A 20298-nucleotide genomic window follows, 5' to 3' on the forward strand; every position below is an offset into this window, starting at 1 on the left:
GCGAAAAGGATGCAAAACGTCCGGGCAAGGACGGCAAACCGCCTGCTCAGCAGAGCGATGGGGGTCAGGCCCCGGCGCCCACCGCTGCCCCCGCAGAGGCCGGACCACCCCCTGCAGACGACAAGTCAGCGCAGCAGGAGATCAAGCCGGAGAAGATCGTTCCGGTGACGAACGAAAAGGGTACCCGCCGTGAAAAGGCGCCTGATACCCAAGCGCCGGAACGTCCGAAAGGCGCCGATGTCCTCACGGAAATTGGCGGCCGGGTCATCATCCAGTTCAACAACCAGACGATAGTCGAGAGCAACGAAGCACCGCGCATGAACCGTGGTGCCAAGGACGTGTATTATGAGGATCTGCCGGGCGGCCGCACACGCGAGACGATCGTTCGCGACAATGGCAACCAAATCGTCACCATCCGCAACCGCAATGGAGACGTCATCCAGCGCTCCCGCATCACCCCCGACGGCCGCGAGTATGTGTTGAGCTACGTCGACGAGAGGTATTACCAGGACGTGCAGGATTGGCGCGACCCTGGAGATGACTTGCCACCGATGCGGCTCACCATCCCGCGCAAGCAATACATCCTGGAGTCGGATTTGGTAGAGGATTCCGACGACTACTACACCTTCCTCGAGCAACCGCCGGTGGAAAAAGTCCAGCGCCTCTACTCGGTCGACGAGGTCAAGCGCTCGGCGCGTGTGCGCGATATCGCCCGGCGCGTTGATCTCGACACGTTGAATTTCGAGTCCGGTTCGGCCGCGATCTCGGACAGCGAAGTCAAAAAGCTGCAAGGGGTTGCGGACGCAATGGAGCGCCTGCTGAAGAAGAACCCGGCGGAAACCTTCTTGATCGAAGGCCACACCGATGCTGTCGGTAGCGACAATGCGAACCTGGCGTTGTCCGACCAGCGAGCCGAGGCAGTTGCCGAGGCCCTCACCAACGCCTTTGGCATCGCGCCAGAGAACCTGACGACCCAAGGCTACGGCGAGCGCTATCTTAAGGTGAACACGACAGGGCCCGAAAGACAGAACCGCCGCGTCGCTATTCGCCGCATCACGCCGCTTGTGGCGCCCATCGCCAGCGCCAACTAACCAGGACAATCTCGCGATTCGGTAAAGCTCGCCGAATCGCGAGACCGTTACCAGCCAAGGCGCCGGCTCTAATCAAAATGGTGGCCGGCGCTGGTGGTTGAAGCGGGATTTGAACGTTCCCGGAATTTACCCGCTGGCTGCGTAGTGCGCGCGGAGCTTGGGCGTCCGGAGGTAATCAAGCATGGACATCGCAGCGCGCTTGTGTCGGCCGCCCATTCGTTGGATCCGTGGAACGTTGAGCGTCGCATTGACCCGCCGCTAAATGCAGCTTCATCTGAAGCCGTGCAATCAGATTGCGGCCGTCCTTTGAGACGATATGGCCTCGAACCCCGGGCTAGCGCCACCGACCGGATCGGCCCCTCCATCCGCCCCCGAGACGACCGCCGCCAGAAACCAACCGGATGATTAGGAGAAGAACAATCGCCCCGAGGGTGGCATTAACGATCAAGCTTATCGTTCCGCTCCCGAGATGGACGCCTAGGCGGGGCAGCAGCCATTCCCCGATGAACGCGCCGATGATTCCGATTGCGATGTCCCCGATTAGACCAAAGCCAGAGCCCCGCACGATCTTTCCGGCCAACCATCCGGCAATAAGGCCGACCACCAATATGACTATGATGCTCTCGTTCGTCAGATGCATGGTGATCCTCCGGGCCCTCGTTTTGGCTGCGCGATTCCATGTCTGCAACCAGCAACTGGTTCCATAGCCGATCCTCTATCCCAACGAAAGCCAAAGCGCGTCTGTCGTTCGACGCGACCGCCGTGGGACCCAAAGCAATAGGACAATCGACAGCATGATCATCAAATTGCGACCGCTACTTATCGAACCGAGTCAGGGATCAACTTCTGGAAGATCCTTTCGTTCTTCGCCCGCCATGCTTCATCGGCGAGCCACAGATATTCCTGGTCGGGCATCAACGGAACGGCGTTCACATCGGCACTAGAGATGCGCAGGTAAAAGCTGTTTCGCTCCTCATCGACTTGCAGATACCGAAGCGGGACGACGATGCTGTCTTTTCCAGCGATGAAAAATCCGCCTGAGGCAATGACCGCGTAGTCCCATCGGTCCTTCGTCCCGATTACAACGTGCGAATTTCGCCATCGATCTTGTCGCCCGAGCCGAGGGATCTTCAACGTCAGAATCTCGTCGCGCTGGCTTGCGGTGACTCGCCATCGCTGGTCGGCACGGCTGCCTAAGTGGCCGTCGTTGCGGCTCGGCAACAGCCGACATAGCCAGCGCCGGCCGTAGGGTGGCGGCCGAACGCAGGCTTGTCGCTGGGACTCCCCGCCGCGCTTGGAAGCATAGGTTTCACGGCCTCAATGGAAGCGCCTCTGCCGCGACTAGCCTGGCCCGATCCAAGCTTCTTCCCGGCTTGTAGGGCGCGGCATCTGTCCGAGATGGCGGGCGCTGCGCATCCTCAGCCGCAGTCGCTGTCGGCTGACAGGGGACCTTTCATCCTGACACAAATGCGCAAACCGGCGTGTTACGGTCTGATGATGTTACGTCACCGTTTCGAGTGCCCCCAAGCAATGGAGAGTTCGCCACGTCCAGGATCAACCGTCGCGCTTGGCTCTTCCAATCCAGCAGTGCAGTCGTCACCTCGACGGTTGCGGCAACTGCAGTCGGCATGGAGCCGCCGGGCCAAGACCCAGAACCGTCCGACAATATGCGAATGCTGATTGAAGTTCACAAGGCAGCATACTTGTCCTTCGGCGAAGCCTTGCACGGAATAGCCGGTGGCAAAAGCGACCCCGCTAGAGCCAGCCGGGAGGAGGAGAGGGCGCTGCTCGCCATCTGCAGCTATGCTGCGGTTCGGGAAGGGGATCGCCTGGCCAAGGCCCAATATATTTTAGAGATCGAGGCGCGCGGCGAACTCGATCTCGCCGAGCATGTGCAGGCTGTTCTCCGATCGATGATGTGGAAGGGATGATCCGGCGGCACGGGGACGGTCAGCTGCTTAACGACTGGCATGCTGAAGGGTTTCGGGTGCCGTCGGGTGCACGAAGCCTCTCATGCCGGAACCCGGGGTCCGGGCGCGGTGAGCTATGGGGATTTTTGTTTCGGGGTGTGCCGGCGTCTATCGCGGACACCCGCAGGGGCACTGATGGCTGGTCGAGCATGCGGCTTCTGGGCGAGGTCGGAGAGCTTCTTGCGGTGATTGCGACGGGCTTCACGTGCCTGACGACCGGCGCCATAGGAGGCGCGCATACCTTCCCGTTGACCCGCGCCGGCAGGGCGCCGTCGTACGAGGAAGCGGGGCCATGCCGGGTCATGAGTCGTTCTCCCGGTTTGTCGCTGTTTGGCTTGGCGGTCCGCGCGGTTGCCGGCACCGGTCGAACACCTCTATTAGATCATACGCCCGCCGCAGCACGGGGACTGCGGGCGGAAGGCGTCCGGTTCCGCCGGCGGATCGTTCGTGACGGAGGCGCAGCCGCGAGCAGGTGGCGGGCTAGCGCGAGGCAGTCTCGCGAGAGCCGCCTGCGAGCAAGCCATAGTGGCGGATGCGATGGAACTCGCGCGGCAGACATGGAGCAGGAACCGGCGGATGAACTCGTCTGTGGCGAGCGTCATGACCTGCTGGCGGTCGGTGCCGTCGCGGCGACAATCCTTCTAGCGGAAGGTGACGCCAGCCGCTTCGAAGACGATCAGGGCGTCAAGGACTGAGGCCACCTGATCGAAGGCCGTGGCCGCATGAGGGACCGTGCCGATAGCCTGGTCTTCGCCGCGCCGTTGTTCTTCCATACGGTGTGCCATTTCTGGACGTAAGGGGCGCTGGCGGCCTCAGCTTGCAACCGCAAGCGGCGCTTTCTTCGCGACGGGCGGCCGCCGGCCCAAGCGACGCTTGGCTGCGAGCTTGAGCGCGACCGGCGGCCCCCTGGACAGGGCGCCACGCACTGCGTCGACCATGCTATGCGCCACGAAGTCTGCATTGATGTCATTGGCCAGCTTGGCGGCCGCCTCCTTGTCGTCGTTGCCGGCCTCCGACCAGAATATGATGCCCACCCGCAGAGCGACCTTGGCGCGCTTCAATCGGCGAACCAGAAAGCGGGCGTGCTTGACGGAATCCCGGTTCAGGAAGCCGACCACGACGGTGTCGACAGCGTCGAGTTCGAGGCGACGAATGCTCGCCGGTTCCATATCGGCGAAGCTCGCCCTCGACACAGTGGCGCTCTGGACTTCGAGCACCTGCGCCAGCATGGCGGCGGCGGCATCGTCGAGTTCGCCACGCCCGCCGGCACAAAGAACCGACATGTCGGTGCCATCGGGCAGTTGGGGATCGGTCTCACCCTCTCCCTCCGCCTCTTTTGCCGCATCCGCGCCGGCATCCCCGGTCGCGGCCGGCTCATCGTCCTCAGCCGCCTCCTCCTGGGCGCTGTCGGCGAGATTGGCCACGAGCATCTGGGCGCTGGCCGCCACTTGCCGCCGCTGCTGGTCGCCCATTACGCCACGGATGCGGTCCTGCTCGCCGAGCAGAAGCGCCGGAATGGCGACCTTGTCGTAGAATTCGACCAGATATTTTTCCTCCAGAATTTCCTCGGCATGGTCGGTGGCTTCCTCAGGATCGCTGGCCAGCAGCCGCTGGTAGAGCCGGGCATGAGGCTCGAGCACCGGCTCATTGCCAAACAGCACGTCGAGGAATTCGAACTGCGGCACGTGCCTGCCGAGTACGACGAGGCAGACCGTGAGCGGCGTCGACAAAACCAGACCCAATGGCCCCCAGAGCCAGGTCCAGAAGATCGCCGCGACAATGATGGCCAATGGCGAGAGCCCAGTCCGCGAGCCGTAGAGCCAGGGCTCGATGACGTTGCCTGTGATCATCTCCATCGCTACGAAGAGCCCCGCAGTCCACAGCACCAGCGACCAGCCAGGCGCGACGGCCAGCGCCAGGAACAACGGCAGCAGCGCGCCAATGACCGGGCCGATATAGGGAACAAAGCGCAGTGCCAGCGCCAGCAATCCCCATAGCAGTGCATTGGGTATGCCCAGAACCCACAGTCCGACCGTGATCGGTATGGCGTAGACGATGTTCACGACCATCTGCATAAGCAGATACCGGCCGACCCGCTTGCCGGCCTCCTGGAGCGCCTCGGTGGTTCGGTGAAGATCGCCATAGCCGACAAGCCGGATGAAACGATCGCGCAGGTCCTCGCGCTCCAGCAACATGAAGATGACGACGATGACGATCAACCCTGCCGACGCCAGCGGACTGATCAGCGGGCCGACCAGATTCTGCAGAACCTGGAGCGGCTTTTCGCGCGCGACGACCTCCACTGGCACCGGCTCGCGCCGTGGCTTGTCCGCGGCGGCCTGTGACGGCTCCTGCCTGTCAATCTCCTGGCCGACGCGCTCGATCACCCCGCTCAGTCTGGCAACGATCCCTCCGCCGACGCCGGTTTCCTTGAGGGACCTGACCTTGGTCAGGATGTTTGCCTGATAGAGCGAAATATTCTGCGCCAGTTCGCTGACCTGCGTGGCGACAACAAAGGAGAACAAGGCAAGTGCCGCGAATGCACCGAGCACACTGACGATGACGGCGGGAAGGCGGGGAATGCCGGCTCGCTTCAGGACGGAAACCACAGGGGCGAGCGCGAAGGTCAGCAGCAGCGCGATGGCGATCGGCAGAAAAACCTCGCGCCCGAAATATAGCGCAGCCACCGCCGTCACGATGGTAGCGACGGTGGGCAATGCCATGCGCGGGTGGACGTTAGCAGCGGAAAGTATGCCAGCTAGCCCGGGTTCCGACGGCTGCGTGCCGGTTCGACGATTGGCCGCCACTTGATGCCTCCACACTGCCACTGCCATGATCAAGGATATTTAGCTGGCGTGCAACTGTTGCATCTTCGCGCATGGGCAGCCCGACGACGCGCTTGCCAGCCCCAACAGGAAAGCCGGACGGGCAATTTGTGGTGATGCGTCAGCTCGATTCATTTCGCGACATAGGTCCGGCAATAGTATAGCGATGTTTCCGAGCGGAGGCAGAGCGCCTCCAGATCGGCCACAAGCCTTGTTCCATCCTATCGCCAATATCGAAGACGCGCAGACGCTGGCGCAGGCGATCGTCAACACGATTGCCGAGCCCTTCCTCGTGCTCGATGAGCAGTTTCATGTGCTGGCGGCCAGCCGCTCCTTCTATCAGACTTTCAAGGTCGACCCCGAAGAGACAAACGGCGCCCTGCTCTATGCGCTCGGCGACGGCCAATGGGACATCCCGGCACTGCGCCTGCTCCTGGAGACCATCATCCCTGAGAAGACCGCGATGGACGGCTTCGAGGTCGAGTGTGATTTCCCCAATATCGGCCAGCGCACGATGCTGCTCAACGCGCGCAAGGTGCTCTACGACCACAGTTCGGCCGTCACCATCCTGCTCGCCTTCAACGACATAACGGCGCGCCGCGTCATCGAGCGGGAGAAGGAAGAGCTTTTCGGCCGCACCGAGGACCTGCTGCGTCAAAAGGATGTGCTGCTGCGCGAGATGGAGCACCGGGTTGCCAACAGCCTGCAGATCATCGCCAGCATCCTGCTGCTGAAGGCGCGCTCGGTCTCCTCGGAGGAGAGCCGCCAGCACCTGAGGGATGCCCATCAGCGGGTGCTGTCGGTGGCTGAAGTGCAGCGTCATCTCCATACCTCGGCGGGTATCGACGAGATCGATGTCGGCTCCTATTTGCCGAAACTGTGCAGCAGCCTGGCATCGTCGATGGTCGGGGATGCCCAGCCGATCAAGGTCAACGTCACGGCGCAGGGCGCCAGGATAGACTCGCAGAAGGCGGTGAGTCTCGGCCTGATAGTCACCGAGCTTGTCCTCAACGCGATCAAATATGCCTTCCCTTTGGAGAAGGCGAAGGCGTTGATCCAGGTGACCTACGAGACCGATGGCAGCGACTGGAAGCTGACGGTCTCGGACAATGGAGCCGGCAAAGCCGCCGTCGAGGCGCCAAGCGGGGGCCTCGGAACCGCCATTATCGAGGCGCTGGTCAAGCAGCTCGAGGCCAAAGTGGAGATCATCAGCGACGCCGGCGGCACCAGCGTGTCGGTGACCAGGGCGACGTTCACCTCACGCATACCGCGGGCGGCGTAGCCTTTGCACGACATTCGGGCCAGTTCCGCCAGCCGTGGAACCACTCGCTGCCGCTTCGCTCCGCTGCCGCTTCTCCAGCCGGCCTCTCTTAGCTGAACAGCCGATGCCAGTCGCGCCGGCGGCTCAGCGCTCGCACCGAGTGACGAGAATCTCGCATCGCAAGTGCAATTTGTCGTCCTGTACCCGAAGTGACGTTCGGGGTCGTGTTGGCAGCAATAGTCGTCGCACTCTTAAGTCGTGAAAGCCGTTTTAACTCCGCCGCACCATTAACGGTCATTTCGCTTCTCCCAGAGTATTGGGCACGCATAAAAATAATTCCAAGCGACAGCTTGCCGGAATGTACAGCATATAAAGTTCGCATTCCCTTGAAGCGCAGACGGAACCACAACGCGATTAAATCGTTTTAAAGTCATAAGGGACGTCAACCACCCCTTCAAGGAGAAGAAATGATAAAGATCGTATCGGGTTTGCTGGCGGCCACATTGTCAGTGTCTTTCGCCGCCGCCGCCGCCATGCCTGCCGCCGCCGCCGGGATATTCCTGCCCCAAGCGCCATCCGCTTCATCCGATGTGCGGGCGGTCGACTACAAGCCGTGGATGAAGCACCGGGGCGTCCACCGCAATCGAAATTTTTCGCAAAATGATGGCACCACTTGGAATGGCCATCGCGGCTATCGTGACTATCATCGCGGCTATCGCCGCCATGGCGACTACTGGTTTCCCCTGGCGGCATTCGCCACTGGCGCGCTGATCAGCAGCGCGATCATCAACAACAACCAGAACCGTGTCCACCGAGGCGATGCCCATGTGGAGTGGTGCTACGACCGGTACCGGAGCTATCGCGCTTCGGACAACACGTTCCAGCCCAACTACGGCCCTCGTCAGCAGTGCAATTCGCCCTACTGATAAAGCATGAGCCGATGCCGTCTCAGGCAAGCCCGCTACCGCAAGGTGGCGGGTTATTCTGCACATTGCGTAGATCGAGCCATTCTGGCGGTGTGGTGGTGCAGGATTTCGGGCCCGACACGGCGTGGCCCGCAATGTACTTAAATGCCTGCGCTCTTCCAGCCGAATTATAAATCCATCACGGCGGAACAAGAACGGCGCACAATCGTTTTCTTCAAAAGTGATAGTTTTTCTTTATAGACAACTAAAGATAAAGGGTGCCGTTTTGAACAGCATTATTTGGATAGTCGGAGCTGTAGTTATCGTACTAGCGGCACTCAGCTTTTTTGGCTTGCGTTAAGCCGCTCACCTGACGGCAGGCACAAGAACACAAATCATCAAAAGGGCGGCAAGCGGCGAACATGGCCGGGAGCACTCATAGGAGGCGAATATGGATATCACGACAATTCTGGTCATTGTTCTTATTGTCATTCTGCTAGGCGGCGGCGGCTTCTATGGCCGTGGGCGCTGGTACTAAACCGCGAAGATCACTGTCGGGACCTCGGTCCGACACCCAACTTAGTCAGCCCGCGTCCTCAGCCAGGGGCGCGGCTAGCCATTTGGTTTCGCGACGAGATCCAGCCAACCCGGTCGCCCGCGAAGCCTTCAAAGGCGAAGCCCATCGCAGTAGCTCATAGTGAAGAATTATCTTATCGCTGCCGCCGCCGGTCTGTCCTCGTCGCCGGTATTGGTGCGGCCATCGCAGAGGACGTCATCGTGGTTGCTCCCAAACAGCAGACCGACCTACGCGAATACTGCACAAGCAGCATCTTGCGTCGATCAGCCTGCCGGGCGTCGAACTCAATGTCGGTTCGGCTCTGCCCGACACCATCGAACCTGCATGCGATCGACGTGCCCAACGTGAGATACAAGTACGTCGTCGTTGCAGATCACGCGATTCTGGTTGATCCGGATTACCCGCAGGATCGTGCAGGTTATCGATTGACCAGCCCTCGAAGGAACAAACGCCTTGCTGATGTGTTGATAGACACATCGAACACCTTGAGTGTTTGGTCGCTAAAAAGTCCGCTTCCAAAGTCCCCCTCTGGAGTGCGGGTTTTTTGCGCCTCCCACCCTACCCATGCCGGTGTGCCTTCCGATCCGAACTGGTCGTTGGGAGGGTTTCCAGAAACCTTGCCCAAGGGGCTGAGCACTCCGATGGCGCCAAGGGCGGCCGGCCGGCCGCCCTGATGCGATGATGATGTTCAAGGTCCTGGTTCTGCAGGCGCTCTGCAGTCTCTCGGACGACCAGGCCGAGTTCCAGATCCATGACCGACTTGATTCTGTGCAGGTCGCCGTCCGGCGGCCGCATGTGACGTAACCGACCTCTGTCCGCTTTGGGCCAATCCAGGCCCCATGTCATCGAGTTGAACGTCCGGAATTTGCTCAGCGTGCCCAGAAGCTGCCAACCTGCTTCCGGCCCACTTCGGTCATTCACGGCCGATAGCCGAAGTGAGCCATTGCTGTTGACGTCGAAAACACATGGGCCGCCACTACATGTTCGCCTTTTGTGCTTCGAAAGTCGCATACAGAGGCAGACTTGAATTCGTGCAATAATTCAATCTGTTCGCTTGAGGTCGCAGGCGAGTTCCGTTGCGGCCGAGATTACCCGTAGCATCTGGGCATCCGGCGCTGCAGTCGCTCCGATAGATTGCCCCCAGACAGGCTCCCGGGTTCTAAGGATCAATCGCGATCCCGAGAATGTTCGACATTCGGGCGGTGTTTTGCAACTCCCTGTCAACGCGAAATGGCCTCACCCCGGCACATAGCCAAGAACCTTGCTCAAGGGCGACCTATACCCGAACGCCAACACCCCTATCTTGAGATTTTCCTGTCGAGCCGCGGTCGAACACTCCTATAGTTGTGACCGGAGACTTCCCCATGCCATTTCGATTCGTTCACACCGCCGACATTCATCTCGACTCGCCGCTGCGCTCGCTGGCCCTACGAAACGGCGACCTTGCCGAACTCGTCGGAGACGCCAGTCGCCAAGCGTTTGTCTCGATCGTCGATCTCTGCCTTGCGGAACGTGTCGATGCACTGGTCATTGCCGGCGATCTCTACGACGGCGATCAGACGTCGATGAAAACCGCCCGCTTCCTGGCGTCGCAGATGACACGGCTGCACCAGGCCGGCATTAGGGTCTTCAAGATCCGTGGCAATCATGACGCGCTATCGCGCATATCGAAGCAGCTGGTGTTCCCGGAGACGGTCACGATATTCGGTGGCCGTCCCCAGTCCGTGCTGCAGACAGCCGCCGGGCTCGACGTCATGTTTCATGGCTTGAGCTTTGCCAGCCCCAAGGCGCCGGACAGCCTGCTGCCCAAGTATTCAGTGCCGCGTGAAGGCGCGGTCAATGTCGGCATTATGCATACCAGCCTGGCCGGATCGCCCGGCCACGACGTCTATGCCCCCTGCAACGCCACCGACCTGCATGCCCATGGCTTCGACTACTGGGCGCTTGGGCACATCCATGTCCGCCAGGTCCATCCCGGGGCGAGCACGGTGGTGATGCCGGGAATTCCACAGGGCAGGGACATCAATGAGGCCGGGGAGAAATCCGTCACCCTGGTGACGATACGAGACGACCGCACCGTAGAGATAGAGGAGAGGCTGACCAGCATCGCGCAATTCGAAGGGGTGAATGTCGACCTGACCGAAATGGAGGAATGGTCCGATGTCGTCGGACGAGTCCGTTCCGCACTCGAACGTGTTCGCGCCTCTGTCAAATCCCGTCATGCCGTGGTTCGTCTCGACCTGACCGGTGCGTCACCTTTGTCCTGGGCCTTGATCCGTGATCGCGACCTGCTGCTCGCAGAGGCCGAGCAGGCCGCGGAGCAGACGGGAGACACTTGGGTGGAGAAGCTCGAGCTCAAAGTGTCTCCATCCACATCCCAGACCTGCGAGGAAGCCGCCGACCCGATTTTCGAGCTCGCTCAATCCATGCGCGCCGATGCCGGCTCGGACGCGTTCCGAGCTGAGGCGAGGGCCTTGGTCCAGAAGATGGTCGCGGATCTTCCGCCTGACGGGCGCGATTTCGCCGGCAAGGACGAGGCTGAGCTGGAGTTGTTCCTCGATCGGGTGCTTGCCAACGGCGCAAATCTGGTCACCGCCCGCCTCAAGGCCGGTGGATCACAATGAGGCTGCGCCGCCTTGACCTCATCCGCTACGGCAAGTTCACCGACAGGACGATCGACTTCGGGCCGAAACCGGAATCCGGTCCCGATCTGCATATCGTCTTCGGCCTGAACGAAACCGGCAAGTCGACCGCGCTTTCTGGCTATCTCGATCTGTTGTTCGGCATCGAGGAACGCAGCCGCTACAATTTCCTGCACGAGTACAGTGCGATGCGCATCGGCGGGGTGCTCGAACTCGGCGGCGCGGAGCACACCTTCACACGCACGAAACAGCGCACCAACTCATTGTTGGACGAGACTGGCCAGCCGGTCAGCGAAATGGCGATATCGGCACATCTGGCTGGCCTGTCTCGCGACGCATACGAGACCATGTTCTCGTTGGACGACGAAACGCTGGAAGCAGGTGGAAAATCAATCCTGGAATCGCGCGGCGACCTGGGCAAGCTGCTGTTCACGGCCAGCGCCGGCCTCGGGCACGCAAGCGATACATTGAGCGTGCTCGAGGCCGAAGCGGACAGGCTCTATCGCAAACAGGCACACGGAACCGAACTTGCGCTGCTCAAGAAGCGGCTTGCGGAACTGAAGGCCAGTAAGGACGCGGTCGACACCTTGGCGTCGAATTATGAGAGCCTTGAAGCCGAGCGTCTCGACGCGACCGAAAAATACGACCGCAGCATCGCCGAACGGTCGGTGCTGTCGGCTCGGCTCGAGACCATCGCGAAGTATCTTCGGGCGATCCCGATTCTTGCCGATATCCGGCGTAAGCAAGCCCAACTGGCCGATTTGCCTGAGATCGCTTCACCGGCACGGACCTGGACCGGCAGTGTCGCCGACATGATCGAGGCCGACGCCAGCCTGAGAACGCGGCTATCCGCGAACCAGGACGAGCTCGAACGGGTGACATCGAAAATCGCCTCGGTCGACGTGGACGTGGTGATCCTTGCGATTTCCGAACGGGTTCGCGGCCTGGCCGACCGCAAGGTGCGTCACGTCTCGGCCGGCCTGGACCTGCCAAGTCGCAGGACGGAGCTGCAAATCCTCGACAATTCCGTGGCGAACTGTCTTGCCGCCCTTGGAAGGTCCTCCGAGCCAGTTCCTGCCAAACTGCTCTTGCCTGCTGCAACCATTAGCGCTGTGCGCACCATGGTCGAGCAACGATCCGGGATTGCTACCAGCGTGCGCGTTGCGCGCGAGGAGGCCGCGGCAGCCGCTGACGCGCTCCAGGCGGCACGCGACCGGGTCGGCGAAGAACGGGCCGTGCCGGAGCCTGCCAGGGCAAGGCTGGTTTCGGCTTTGTCTAGGGCCAAGGCCAGCGGCTACATGAGGGAGACAAAGGAGTCGCGCGAGGCCGCCGATGCAGGTGCAATTCGATGGCAGGCCGCGATCGCGCGTTTGCACCCCTGGTCGGGCGACTCTCAGGCACTGGCCAGGGTCGCCATTCCGAATGCTGCGCAGCTTGGCGCATGGAAGGCGCTGGCAGCAGAGCTCGGGAAGGGCAGGGGCGTCCTTTCCGATCGTCTTGCCGAGCACCAGGGCAATCACGACTTGCTTTCGGCGCGGCTGGAAGCCCTTCGTGCCTCTGTCGATGTCACCGACGATGATGCGGCCGACGTCATTCGGCGTGCCCGCGACGACGCCTGGGCAAGGCATCGCCATGACCTGACTGGGGAAACGGCGGATGATTTCGCGGCAACACTGGCCCGAGACGACAGTGTCGGCGCAGGCCGTTTGGCCAACGCTCGGGAACTGGTCGAAATTCGCAGCACAAACCGCAACCTCGTAGAAACCGCGGCCACTATCGCGCATGCGCGTGATCAACTTGCCCGGAATGGCTCAGATCGGGAGGCTGTGCTCTTGGAAATACGCACAGTCGCCAGAGAGCTGCTCGGGCCGTGCCAGGAAACATCCCCCGAACAGCTGATCGAACTGATCGAGGATCGTATCGCTGCCCGCATCGATGCGCTCGCGGCCTGGGAGGAGATCGAGCTTTCGCGCAAGAAGGCCGAGCGGGCGGTTGATGAGGAAGGTCGAATACGCCTGGAATTGAGCCGCGCGCTGGCGAGCGTCGGCGTCGGTTCGGATGTTGGTGACAGCCTAGAGACGGTCATGGCCGTGGCAGAGCTGTTTCTTGAGAGACAGTTCAAGGTGGACGCAGAGCGCACCGAGGCGCTCAAGACGGTTGGAACAAGGCAAGAGGATCTGGCCGCCAGGCGCCGCGCTGTCGAAGTCGCGGAGCGACGTGAGGATGAATGGCAGGCCGGTATTGCCGAAGCGCTCAAGGGGACTTGGCTAGAGAGAGGCATCTCGGTGCCCGGCATGGGCGGCGTCCTTGATCAACTGGCTGAACTGTCCAAGAGCCTTCAGGACCGGGAGGCCATGCAACTGCGCATCGAAAAGATGGTGGCCGACAGGGACAATTTTCTGGTCGAGGTTACCGCCGTTGCAGCCGATGCGGGCGAGGCGGACGACGACGAACCGGAACAGCTGGCGATCCGCCTTGCCCAGCGCCTGGAGCGCGCCGAGCGCATGCGCGAGGCCAAAGCAAGCCTCGTCAATGACCTGCAGCGCCTGCAGGATCAGCGTGAGATCCTCGATGCAGAGGTTTCGGCACATGAGCGCCGCAAGAACGAGGTCCTAAGCGTCTTTGGCGTGGTCACGCTAGCGGACGTCGTGCAACGCGATGAGCTGCTGCGCGACAGGGATCGCCTGCGCAAAACCGTGGCCGAGCTTGAGGAGCAGGTTTTTTCCGAGCTCGCGGTGGAAGGGTTCGAGCAGGCGCGTTCGATATTGGATGGTGTCGATCTCGACAGTATCGCAATCGAGAAGGCGGAAGCCGAGCAACGGCTTCGCGCTTCTGACGAGGCAATACAGCACCAGCTCATTCGGCAGACGCGCGCGACCGACAAGCTGGACGCTATTGGCGGCGACAGTGCTGTTGCCCGCATAGATGCCGAACGGCGCACCGTCCTTCTGGAAATCGAGGAAAAGGCCGTCCGCTATATCGAGCTGAAATTGGGAATAATGTCGGCTGGCAATGCTTTGCGCGTCTACCGTGAACGTCATCGCTCCGGGATGATGGAGCGCGCATCGGACGCATTCGCTCTCATGACGCGCGGCCAGTACTCTGGCCTGACAACCCAGCCCGTGAAGGGTGGGGAAGTGCTCATCGCGTTGCAGCGCGACGGGCAATCCAAGGTCGCCGACGCGCTGTCAAAAGGGGCACGTTTTCAGCTCTACCTGGCGCTCAGGCTTGCCGGGTATTACGAGTTCGCACAGTTTCGACCCGCAGTACCATTCATCGCCGACGACATCATGGAGACCTTCGACCATGTCCGGTCGGAGGAGGTTTTCAGGTTGTTTGGGGAGATGGCAAGTGCAGGACAGGTAATCTACCTGACACATCACCAGCACCTGTGCGAGATCGCCAAGACTGTAGTGCCGGGCGTAGCGGTCCATGAGCTCGGATGAGATTGGACTTACTTGATGCGCTGCGGAAATACCGTGCTGTTCGATTTTCCCCTTAGCTAGTCTAATCGACATTTCCAAGCGCCGGCTTTGGCGTCAGCTTTGCGCCTGAAGCCGGACCTAGAGGCCAGCTTTGCCTATTCCGAAAGCCGACGTTGCAGGCGACCGCTCGGGAGGTCGCCGTCGCGCCGCACGCGGTCATTTTCAACCTTGCGATTGAATGGCTACTTTGGCCGGTTTAACGGACGTGGGTAGCCATGCGCCTGTCGGCCTCCACGGGCATTGTACGCTAAATGCAATGCAATGGCGGTTGTACAAAAGGTGACACCGGCGCTGATAAAGAAGACAACGCTCAAACCTGCTCGATCGGCAGCCCATCCCAACGCCGGGCTTCCTAGAGCCATCGCGACGTCCAGAAAGGCCGTGTAGATGCCCATCGCCAAGCCGCGGTTTTCCGGAGATGTGCCACCAACCGCCTCCACGCCAAGCCCGGGGTAGACCAGGGAGTAGCCTAGACCCGCCAGCGCGGCTCCGAAGGAAGCAAGCACACTGCTTCGTGCCAACCCGATGAGCAGAAGCCCAGCTGACTGCACGAGCACGAACAGCAGGGCGATCTTTGCACCGCCGTATCTGTCAGGCAAATGACCGCAGACCATACGCGCTGCGATCAGCGCAGCTCCAAACGCCGTAATCCAACCCAGACCGGTCGCCAATGATTGTCGGCATACAGAAGGGAGCTGAGGCAAGGACTGAGCAGTAGCCGACGCTGGCGAGTGCCGCACCAAGTCCTGGCAGCCATACCGCGTCAAAAACCGCTCTCAAATCGGATTCTCTCTGCCGCAACTGTATCCGAGGGTTCGGCGCTCGCATGAGTGATCCCAGGACGAGCAACGGCAATAGTGTGGTCAGCAGCCCTATCGCCGCAAAGCCGTAGGCTGTGAACAACATGGTTCCCAATGGTCCGCTGAAGGCCAATGCCGCGAACATCGCAGTGCCGACCCATGCAATGACTTTCCCCGAATGCCCGGCATCCACGAGCGCCAGGCCCCAGGCCACGCCACCTGTGATGATAAAGCTCTCGGCACCGCCCAGCACCGCGCGTCCGACGACGAGAATCGAGACGGAGAGAACGGGCGAATGCGCGACGGCAACGGACAGGAGATAGAGCAGCCCGGCAGCCGCTGCCGTAACCAGGCCCACGAGAACGGCTCGTTTCCCTCCGTTCCCGTCCGCAAAGGAACCCGACCACACGCGTGAGACCAGGGATCCCGCGAACTGCGTTCCTGCAACTAGGCCGACAACGACACTACCGAATCCCAGATTGTGGCTGACGTGCAGTGGAAGAACAGGCAACGCTGCGCCGATGACAACAAACCCGGCCAACACCGCCCCCATGCTTGGCAGCAGGGTAACCGCGACCGAACGCAATGGTGTTGACGATGTCGGCAGGTGTGTCATTCGTCGAAGCAATCTGATGACGTTAGTTGGCGGAGGCTTCAGTTCGGATCACCAGGGTTGGTTGGCGGGCCCGACAGTGAACTCGTTGATCGTGGTGTCTTCCGGTGCATCGATGGCGAACGCAACGACGTCAGCGATCCGGTCCGGCGAGATTCCGTATTTGTCATAGGTGTTCTGCATCGCGGCGGCCGTACCTTCGTCGCTGATCGTTTCAAGCAGCTCCGTGTTGATCGCGGCCGGATAGATGGTCGCGGTGCGGATGTTAGTGCCTTCCATGGCGGACTCCATGCGCAGCACTTCCATGAAGTCGCGCACGAACCATTTCGTGCCTCCGTAGACCGCGCCGTTCGGGTAGGCCTTGAGCCCGGCGACTGAAGAGGTGGCGATGATGTGTCCGGATTTGCGTGCTAGGAACTCCGGCAGCACCGCGGCGACGCCGTTCAGGACGCCCTTGACGTTCACGTCGACCATCTGGTGCCAGTCGTCGGTCTTCAGTGCCGATAGTGGCGAGATCGGCATGAGGCCAGCGTTCAGGAACATGACGTCGACGCGGCCGAACGCGTTCCTGGCCAACTCGACGATAGCGTCGTTGTCGGACTGCTTTGTCACGTCCAGTTCCTTGTAGGCCGCCTGACCGCCGTTGTTCGCGATCTCGTCGACGATCCGCTTCAGCTTGTCAGCGCGCCGCGCGCCAAGCACGACCTTGGCGCCTTTGTTCGCGAGCAGCTTCGCGGTTGCCTCACCGATGCCCGATGAAGCTCCGGTGATGATTACGACCTTGTCCTTGATCATGGCAGTTCTCCAAAGTTGATGGTTTGATTTCTCAGGCACCGTATTGTGCGTCCGTCAAATGCTCCATCCAGTCGACGACCTTACCGTCCTTAACCTCCTGGAGCGCGATATGGCTCATCGCTGTCTTGGGCGACGCCCCATGCCAGTGCTTCTCTCCCGGCGCGAACCAGACGACGTCACCGGGCCTAATCTCCTCGACCGGGCCTCCCTCGCGCTGCACGCGGCCTCGGCCGGAGGCGACGATCAGCGTCTGGCCAAGCGGATGAGTATGCCAAGCCGTGCGCGCGCCGGGCTCGAAGGTCACCTGAGCGCCTTGGACTCGCGCGGCGTCGAAAGGGTTGAAGAGCGGATCGATCCGCACCGTGCCGGTGAACCAGTCAGCCGGTCCCTTGCCGGAAGCCCTGCTGCCCGCGCGAAGAATGTCCATCATTGATCTCCCTTGTGTCCTCAGATGCGTTCGATGCGGAGCGAGAACTCGCCGCGCACATGCAGGGCCTGCTCGCCCTCGTCGAAACGGCCGAGCCTGATCAGCCCGGGGTGGCGGTAGTCATCGTAGAACATCGCCAGGTTGCCCCAGGGCATGAAATAGCAGAGGTCATAGGGCTGCTCGTTGGCGAACGACCGCTTCCCTCCTCCGTTAGCTTGCGCGGCAGATAGGCAATCTTCTCGTTATGCGCGTAGTCCTCGATCTTGAGGTCCAGCGGCAGCATGGAGAAGAAGTCGCGCTCCGACGGATTGTCGTAGAGCGTGGCGGTCATGGTGCGGCCGTTAAAAGTCATCCCTATCTTCATGTCGCAGGGCTCCTGGCTGACTGGGGCCTTGCTCTCTCGGCTGGCGGCTGCGCGCGGCAAGGCCGTCACCGCGAGCGCGGCGCCGAGCAATGTCCGGCGGCTGAGCGTCGCATGCTCGATGATCACTGCGAGGATCTCCGGGCCATATGCGATGCGGCGAAGGCGGCGAGCGCCGATCCGCAGAGCAACACCGAGCCAAAAGTGAACGCTCCCCACCAGCCGACCGTATCGAAGAGCGTGCCGCCGATGGCGGCGCCCCCGGTGATGGCGAGCTGGATGACGGCGACCTGCAGCCCGCCGCCAGCCTCCGCGTCGTCCGGCAACGTGCGGCTGAGCCACGTGCCCCAACCAACGGGCGCGGCCGTGCCGAAGAAACCCCAGGCAACGAGCAGCAGCGCTGTGGGAACTGGCGAGGCGCCGAGGGCGACGAGCGCAACTGCTAGCGCGGCCATGACCAGCGGGATGACTATGAGAATGCCGAACAGGCGCGTCCGCAAACGCCGGCCGACGCACCAGGTACCGAGGACCCCCGCCAGCCCCATCGCCAGCAGGATCGCCGAAAGCGCGGCGATATCAAGCCGGGTGACGCTCTCGAGGAAGGGGCGCAGATAGGTGAAAAGCGCGAACTGGCCCATGAACAGCATCATGATCGACGCCATGCCGATGGCGACTGGAAGACGGCCCAGCAGCGCCAGCGGATTGCCTGGACGTTTCCTTTGGCGCGGGGGCAGCGCTGGAAGGCTGATCCACTGCCAGACCAGCGCCAGCAGACCGAGCGGCACGACGAGAAAGAAAGCGCCGCGCCAGCCGATATAGGCGCCAAGAAAGCTGCCTAGCGGCGCGGCGATCGTGGCCGCGATCGCATTGCCGGCGTTCAGCATGGCGAGGCCCTTTGGAACCATGCCTTGCGGCACGAGGCGCATGACGATCGCGGTCGACATCGACCAGAAGCCGCCGATCGCGACACCGAGCAGCGCGCGGCCAACCATGAGAAGTGCAAAATTCGACGCAAAGGTCACTGCGAGCCCGGATACGATCAGGAGAACCGTAAAGCCGGTGACGACCAGCCGGCGGTCAATTCGCCGGGTGAGGCCCGCGACCAAGAGGCTGGTCACGACGGCAAAAGCACCCGAAACCGAAATCGCCTGTCCGGCGCGGCCTGCGGTGATGTTGAGATCGGCTGCGATCGGGGAGAGCAGGCTGACCGGCATGAATTCCGACGCGATAAGCACGAAGACGCACAGCGCCATCGAAAGCACCGCACTCCATGCGGCGCGGTCTTTGAGGGACCTTGTGTCGTAGGTTGTTTCCATAATTGGCATCCTTGCAAGGCGACCGGGAGCGGATCAGCCGCGATCCCCGTCGCCATGCCCGGAATATATCGACGCGGAACCCATTCTATTAGACTGAGGAATTCGCATGGACTTATCTGCTTGTGATATAAATGCCGTCGGAGGTGACCTATGCAGCGGGATGGCATGAAGGATCTTCTGTGGTTCGTGGCGGTCGCCCAGGAACGCAGCTTTACCAGGGCGGCGGCCAAGCTCGGAACCTCGCAGTCGACTCTGAGTTCGACGATCAAGGAGCTGGAATCTCGTCTTGGCGTCCGCCTGCTGACGCGCACGACGCGGAGCGTTGCCCCGACCGAGGCCGGCGAGCGGCTTTTCCAATCTCTTGGCCCGCGCTTCGATGAAATCGAGGCCGACCTTGCAAGCCTGGTGGCCTTTCGCGACAAACCCTCCGGAACGGTCCGCATCACGCTATCCGACCATGCGCTCCAGACGACTGTCTGGCCGAAGCTGCAGCCCGTGCTTGGCGACTATCCCGACGTGCGCGTCGAGCTCTACAGCGACAACGGCATGAAGAACATTGTGGAGGAGCGCTTTGACGCAGGCGTGCGGCTGGGCGAGAGCATCGACAGGGATATGATCGCGGTGCGGATCGGTCCGGATTGGAGGCTCGTGGCCGTGGCTTCGGAGGAGTACTTTGCCCACCATCCGGTGCCAACCACCCCCCAGGATCTGGTCGATCATGACTGCATAAACATGCGACAGGCGACTTTCGGCGGATTGTATGCCTGGGAATTCGCCAGGGATGGGCGCGACCTTCGCGTGCGGGTAGAAGGACAACTTACCTTCAATTCGTCCATACCCATGATCGAGGCTGCGATACGCGGTTGCGGGATCGCCTATGTCCCGGAAAATCTCGTAAGCCCCCACATCGCCAGCGGACGCCTCAGGCTGGTGCTTGACGACTGGAGTCAGCCATTTGCGGGCTATCACCTCTACTACCCGAGCAGGCGGCAGCTCTCGCCTGCGATGGCGGTGATCGTGGAGGCGCTCCGGCATCGAATCTGACGCCAGCCAAGCCACTCCTTGTGCTGGGTTGTGAGGGATGATGCGGGTGGCGACGTTCCACCGCAGATCGCGGAGGCCTTCACTGTTAAGATCTTGCGACAGCAACGATCATCATCCAGCCAACTTTGAGCTTGTTTGCGATGGCTGCTCCAGGCAGTTTCGCCCTGACACCGGACAGTTCGTTCA

At 61.5% G+C, this 20298-nt stretch carries 15 protein-coding genes and 4 pseudogenes; 10 read left to right on the plus strand and 9 right to left on the minus strand.

Going from position 1 to position 20298, the window contains the following annotated elements; genetic code table 11:
* Positions 1-1091, plus strand: a 1091-nt coding sequence (locus EN990_RS26675) for an OmpA family protein (protein ID WP_164766162.1), incomplete at its 5' end; no start/stop codon positions are given.
* A 334-nt stretch (positions 1092-1425) separates the two neighbouring features.
* Here EN990_RS26675 and EN990_RS26680 read toward each other — a convergent pair.
* Positions 1426-1731 (minus strand): GlsB/YeaQ/YmgE family stress response membrane protein, encoded by a 306-nt coding sequence (locus tag EN990_RS26680; protein WP_127369240.1) that lies wholly within the window; start codon positions 1729-1731, stop codon positions 1426-1428.
* A gap of 179 nt (positions 1732-1910) precedes the next feature.
* Positions 1911-2312, minus strand: a complete 402-nt coding sequence (locus tag EN990_RS26685) for a hypothetical protein (protein WP_245460995.1) — start codon at positions 2310-2312, stop codon at positions 1911-1913.
* A gap of 452 nt (positions 2313-2764) precedes the next feature.
* Between EN990_RS26685 and EN990_RS36295 the strand changes: the two genes are divergently transcribed.
* Positions 2765-3022 carry a hypothetical protein gene (locus EN990_RS36295; protein ID WP_245460994.1) on the plus strand — a complete coding sequence of 86 codons (258 nt, stop codon included), beginning with the start codon at positions 2765-2767 and terminating at the stop codon, positions 3020-3022.
* A gap of 695 nt (positions 3023-3717) precedes the next feature.
* Positions 3718-3858, plus strand: a pseudogene (locus tag EN990_RS26700) (phosphatidate cytidylyltransferase); the annotation flags it as partial.
* Between the two features lie 15 nt (positions 3859-3873).
* Here EN990_RS26700 and EN990_RS26705 read toward each other — a convergent pair.
* A complete protein-coding gene (locus EN990_RS26705; protein ID WP_164753945.1) occupies positions 3874-5868 on the minus strand; it encodes an AI-2E family transporter in 1995 nt (664 codons plus the stop codon).
* Between the two features lie 229 nt (positions 5869-6097).
* On the opposite strand from EN990_RS26705, the gene EN990_RS26710 reads away from it, so the two are divergent.
* From EN990_RS26710 to EN990_RS26740, 6 genes and pseudogenes are all read left to right on the plus strand, one after another.
* Entirely contained in the window at positions 6098-7168 is a 1071-nt protein-coding gene (locus tag EN990_RS26710; RefSeq protein ID WP_127366959.1) for a histidine kinase dimerization/phosphoacceptor domain -containing protein, read from the plus strand.
* 446 nt (positions 7169-7614) lie between these two features.
* Positions 7615-8073 (plus strand): BA14K family protein, encoded by a 459-nt coding sequence (locus EN990_RS26715; RefSeq protein WP_127366958.1) that lies wholly within the window; start codon positions 7615-7617, stop codon positions 8071-8073.
* 676 nt (positions 8074-8749) lie between these two features.
* Positions 8750-9058 (plus strand): annotated as a pseudogene (locus EN990_RS36300) (DUF1236 domain-containing protein).
* 234 nt (positions 9059-9292) lie between these two features.
* A pseudogene (locus EN990_RS26730) lies at positions 9293-9391 on the plus strand (transposase); the annotation flags it as partial.
* Between the two features lie 602 nt (positions 9392-9993).
* On the plus strand, positions 9994-11253 hold the full coding sequence (locus tag EN990_RS26735; RefSeq protein WP_127388426.1) for a DNA repair exonuclease: 1260 nt from the start codon (positions 9994-9996) through the stop codon (positions 11251-11253).
* On the plus strand, positions 11250-14717 hold the full coding sequence (locus EN990_RS26740) for an AAA family ATPase (RefSeq protein WP_127367259.1): 3468 nt from the start codon (positions 11250-11252) through the stop codon (positions 14715-14717). Before EN990_RS26735 ends, EN990_RS26740 begins: the two co-directional genes overlap by 4 nt.
* 221 nt (positions 14718-14938) lie before the next feature.
* On the opposite strand, the gene EN990_RS36305 is transcribed toward EN990_RS26740, so the two are convergent.
* From EN990_RS36305 to EN990_RS26765, 6 genes and pseudogenes are all read right to left on the minus strand, one after another.
* The gene (locus EN990_RS36305) at positions 14939-15370 is read right to left on the minus strand and encodes an MFS transporter (protein ID WP_348629898.1); all 432 of its coding nucleotides are present in this window, start codon (positions 15368-15370) and stop codon (positions 14939-14941) included.
* On the minus strand, positions 15348-16172 hold the full coding sequence (locus EN990_RS26745) for an MFS transporter (RefSeq protein ID WP_245469213.1): 825 nt from the start codon (positions 16170-16172) through the stop codon (positions 15348-15350). The genes EN990_RS36305 and EN990_RS26745 overlap by 23 nt, the downstream gene beginning before the upstream one ends.
* A gap of 48 nt (positions 16173-16220) precedes the next feature.
* A complete protein-coding gene (locus EN990_RS26750; RefSeq protein ID WP_127371751.1) occupies positions 16221-16964 on the minus strand; it encodes an SDR family oxidoreductase in 744 nt (247 codons plus the stop codon).
* Positions 16965-16995: 31 nt separating this feature from the next.
* Positions 16996-17391 carry a cupin domain-containing protein gene (locus EN990_RS26755; protein ID WP_127370528.1) on the minus strand — a complete coding sequence of 132 codons (396 nt, stop codon included), beginning with the start codon at positions 17389-17391 and terminating at the stop codon, positions 16996-16998.
* Between the two features lie 20 nt (positions 17392-17411).
* A pseudogene (locus EN990_RS26760) lies at positions 17412-17824 on the minus strand (cyclophilin-like fold protein).
* 53 nt (positions 17825-17877) lie between these two features.
* The gene (locus EN990_RS26765; RefSeq protein ID WP_064992506.1) at positions 17878-19068 is read right to left on the minus strand and encodes an MFS transporter; all 1191 of its coding nucleotides are present in this window, start codon (positions 19066-19068) and stop codon (positions 17878-17880) included.
* Positions 19069-19218: 150 nt separating this feature from the next.
* Here EN990_RS26765 and EN990_RS26770 point away from each other — a divergent pair, with 150 nt between their 5' ends.
* Positions 19219-20112, plus strand: coding sequence for a LysR family transcriptional regulator (locus tag EN990_RS26770; protein WP_064992507.1), 894 nt, complete (start codon positions 19219-19221; stop codon positions 20110-20112).
* Positions 20113-20298 lie beyond the last annotated feature (186 nt).

This window comes from Mesorhizobium sp. M7A.F.Ca.US.005.03.1.1, from assembly GCF_003997975.1.
Classification (GTDB): domain Bacteria; phylum Pseudomonadota; class Alphaproteobacteria; order Rhizobiales; family Rhizobiaceae; genus Mesorhizobium; species Mesorhizobium ciceri.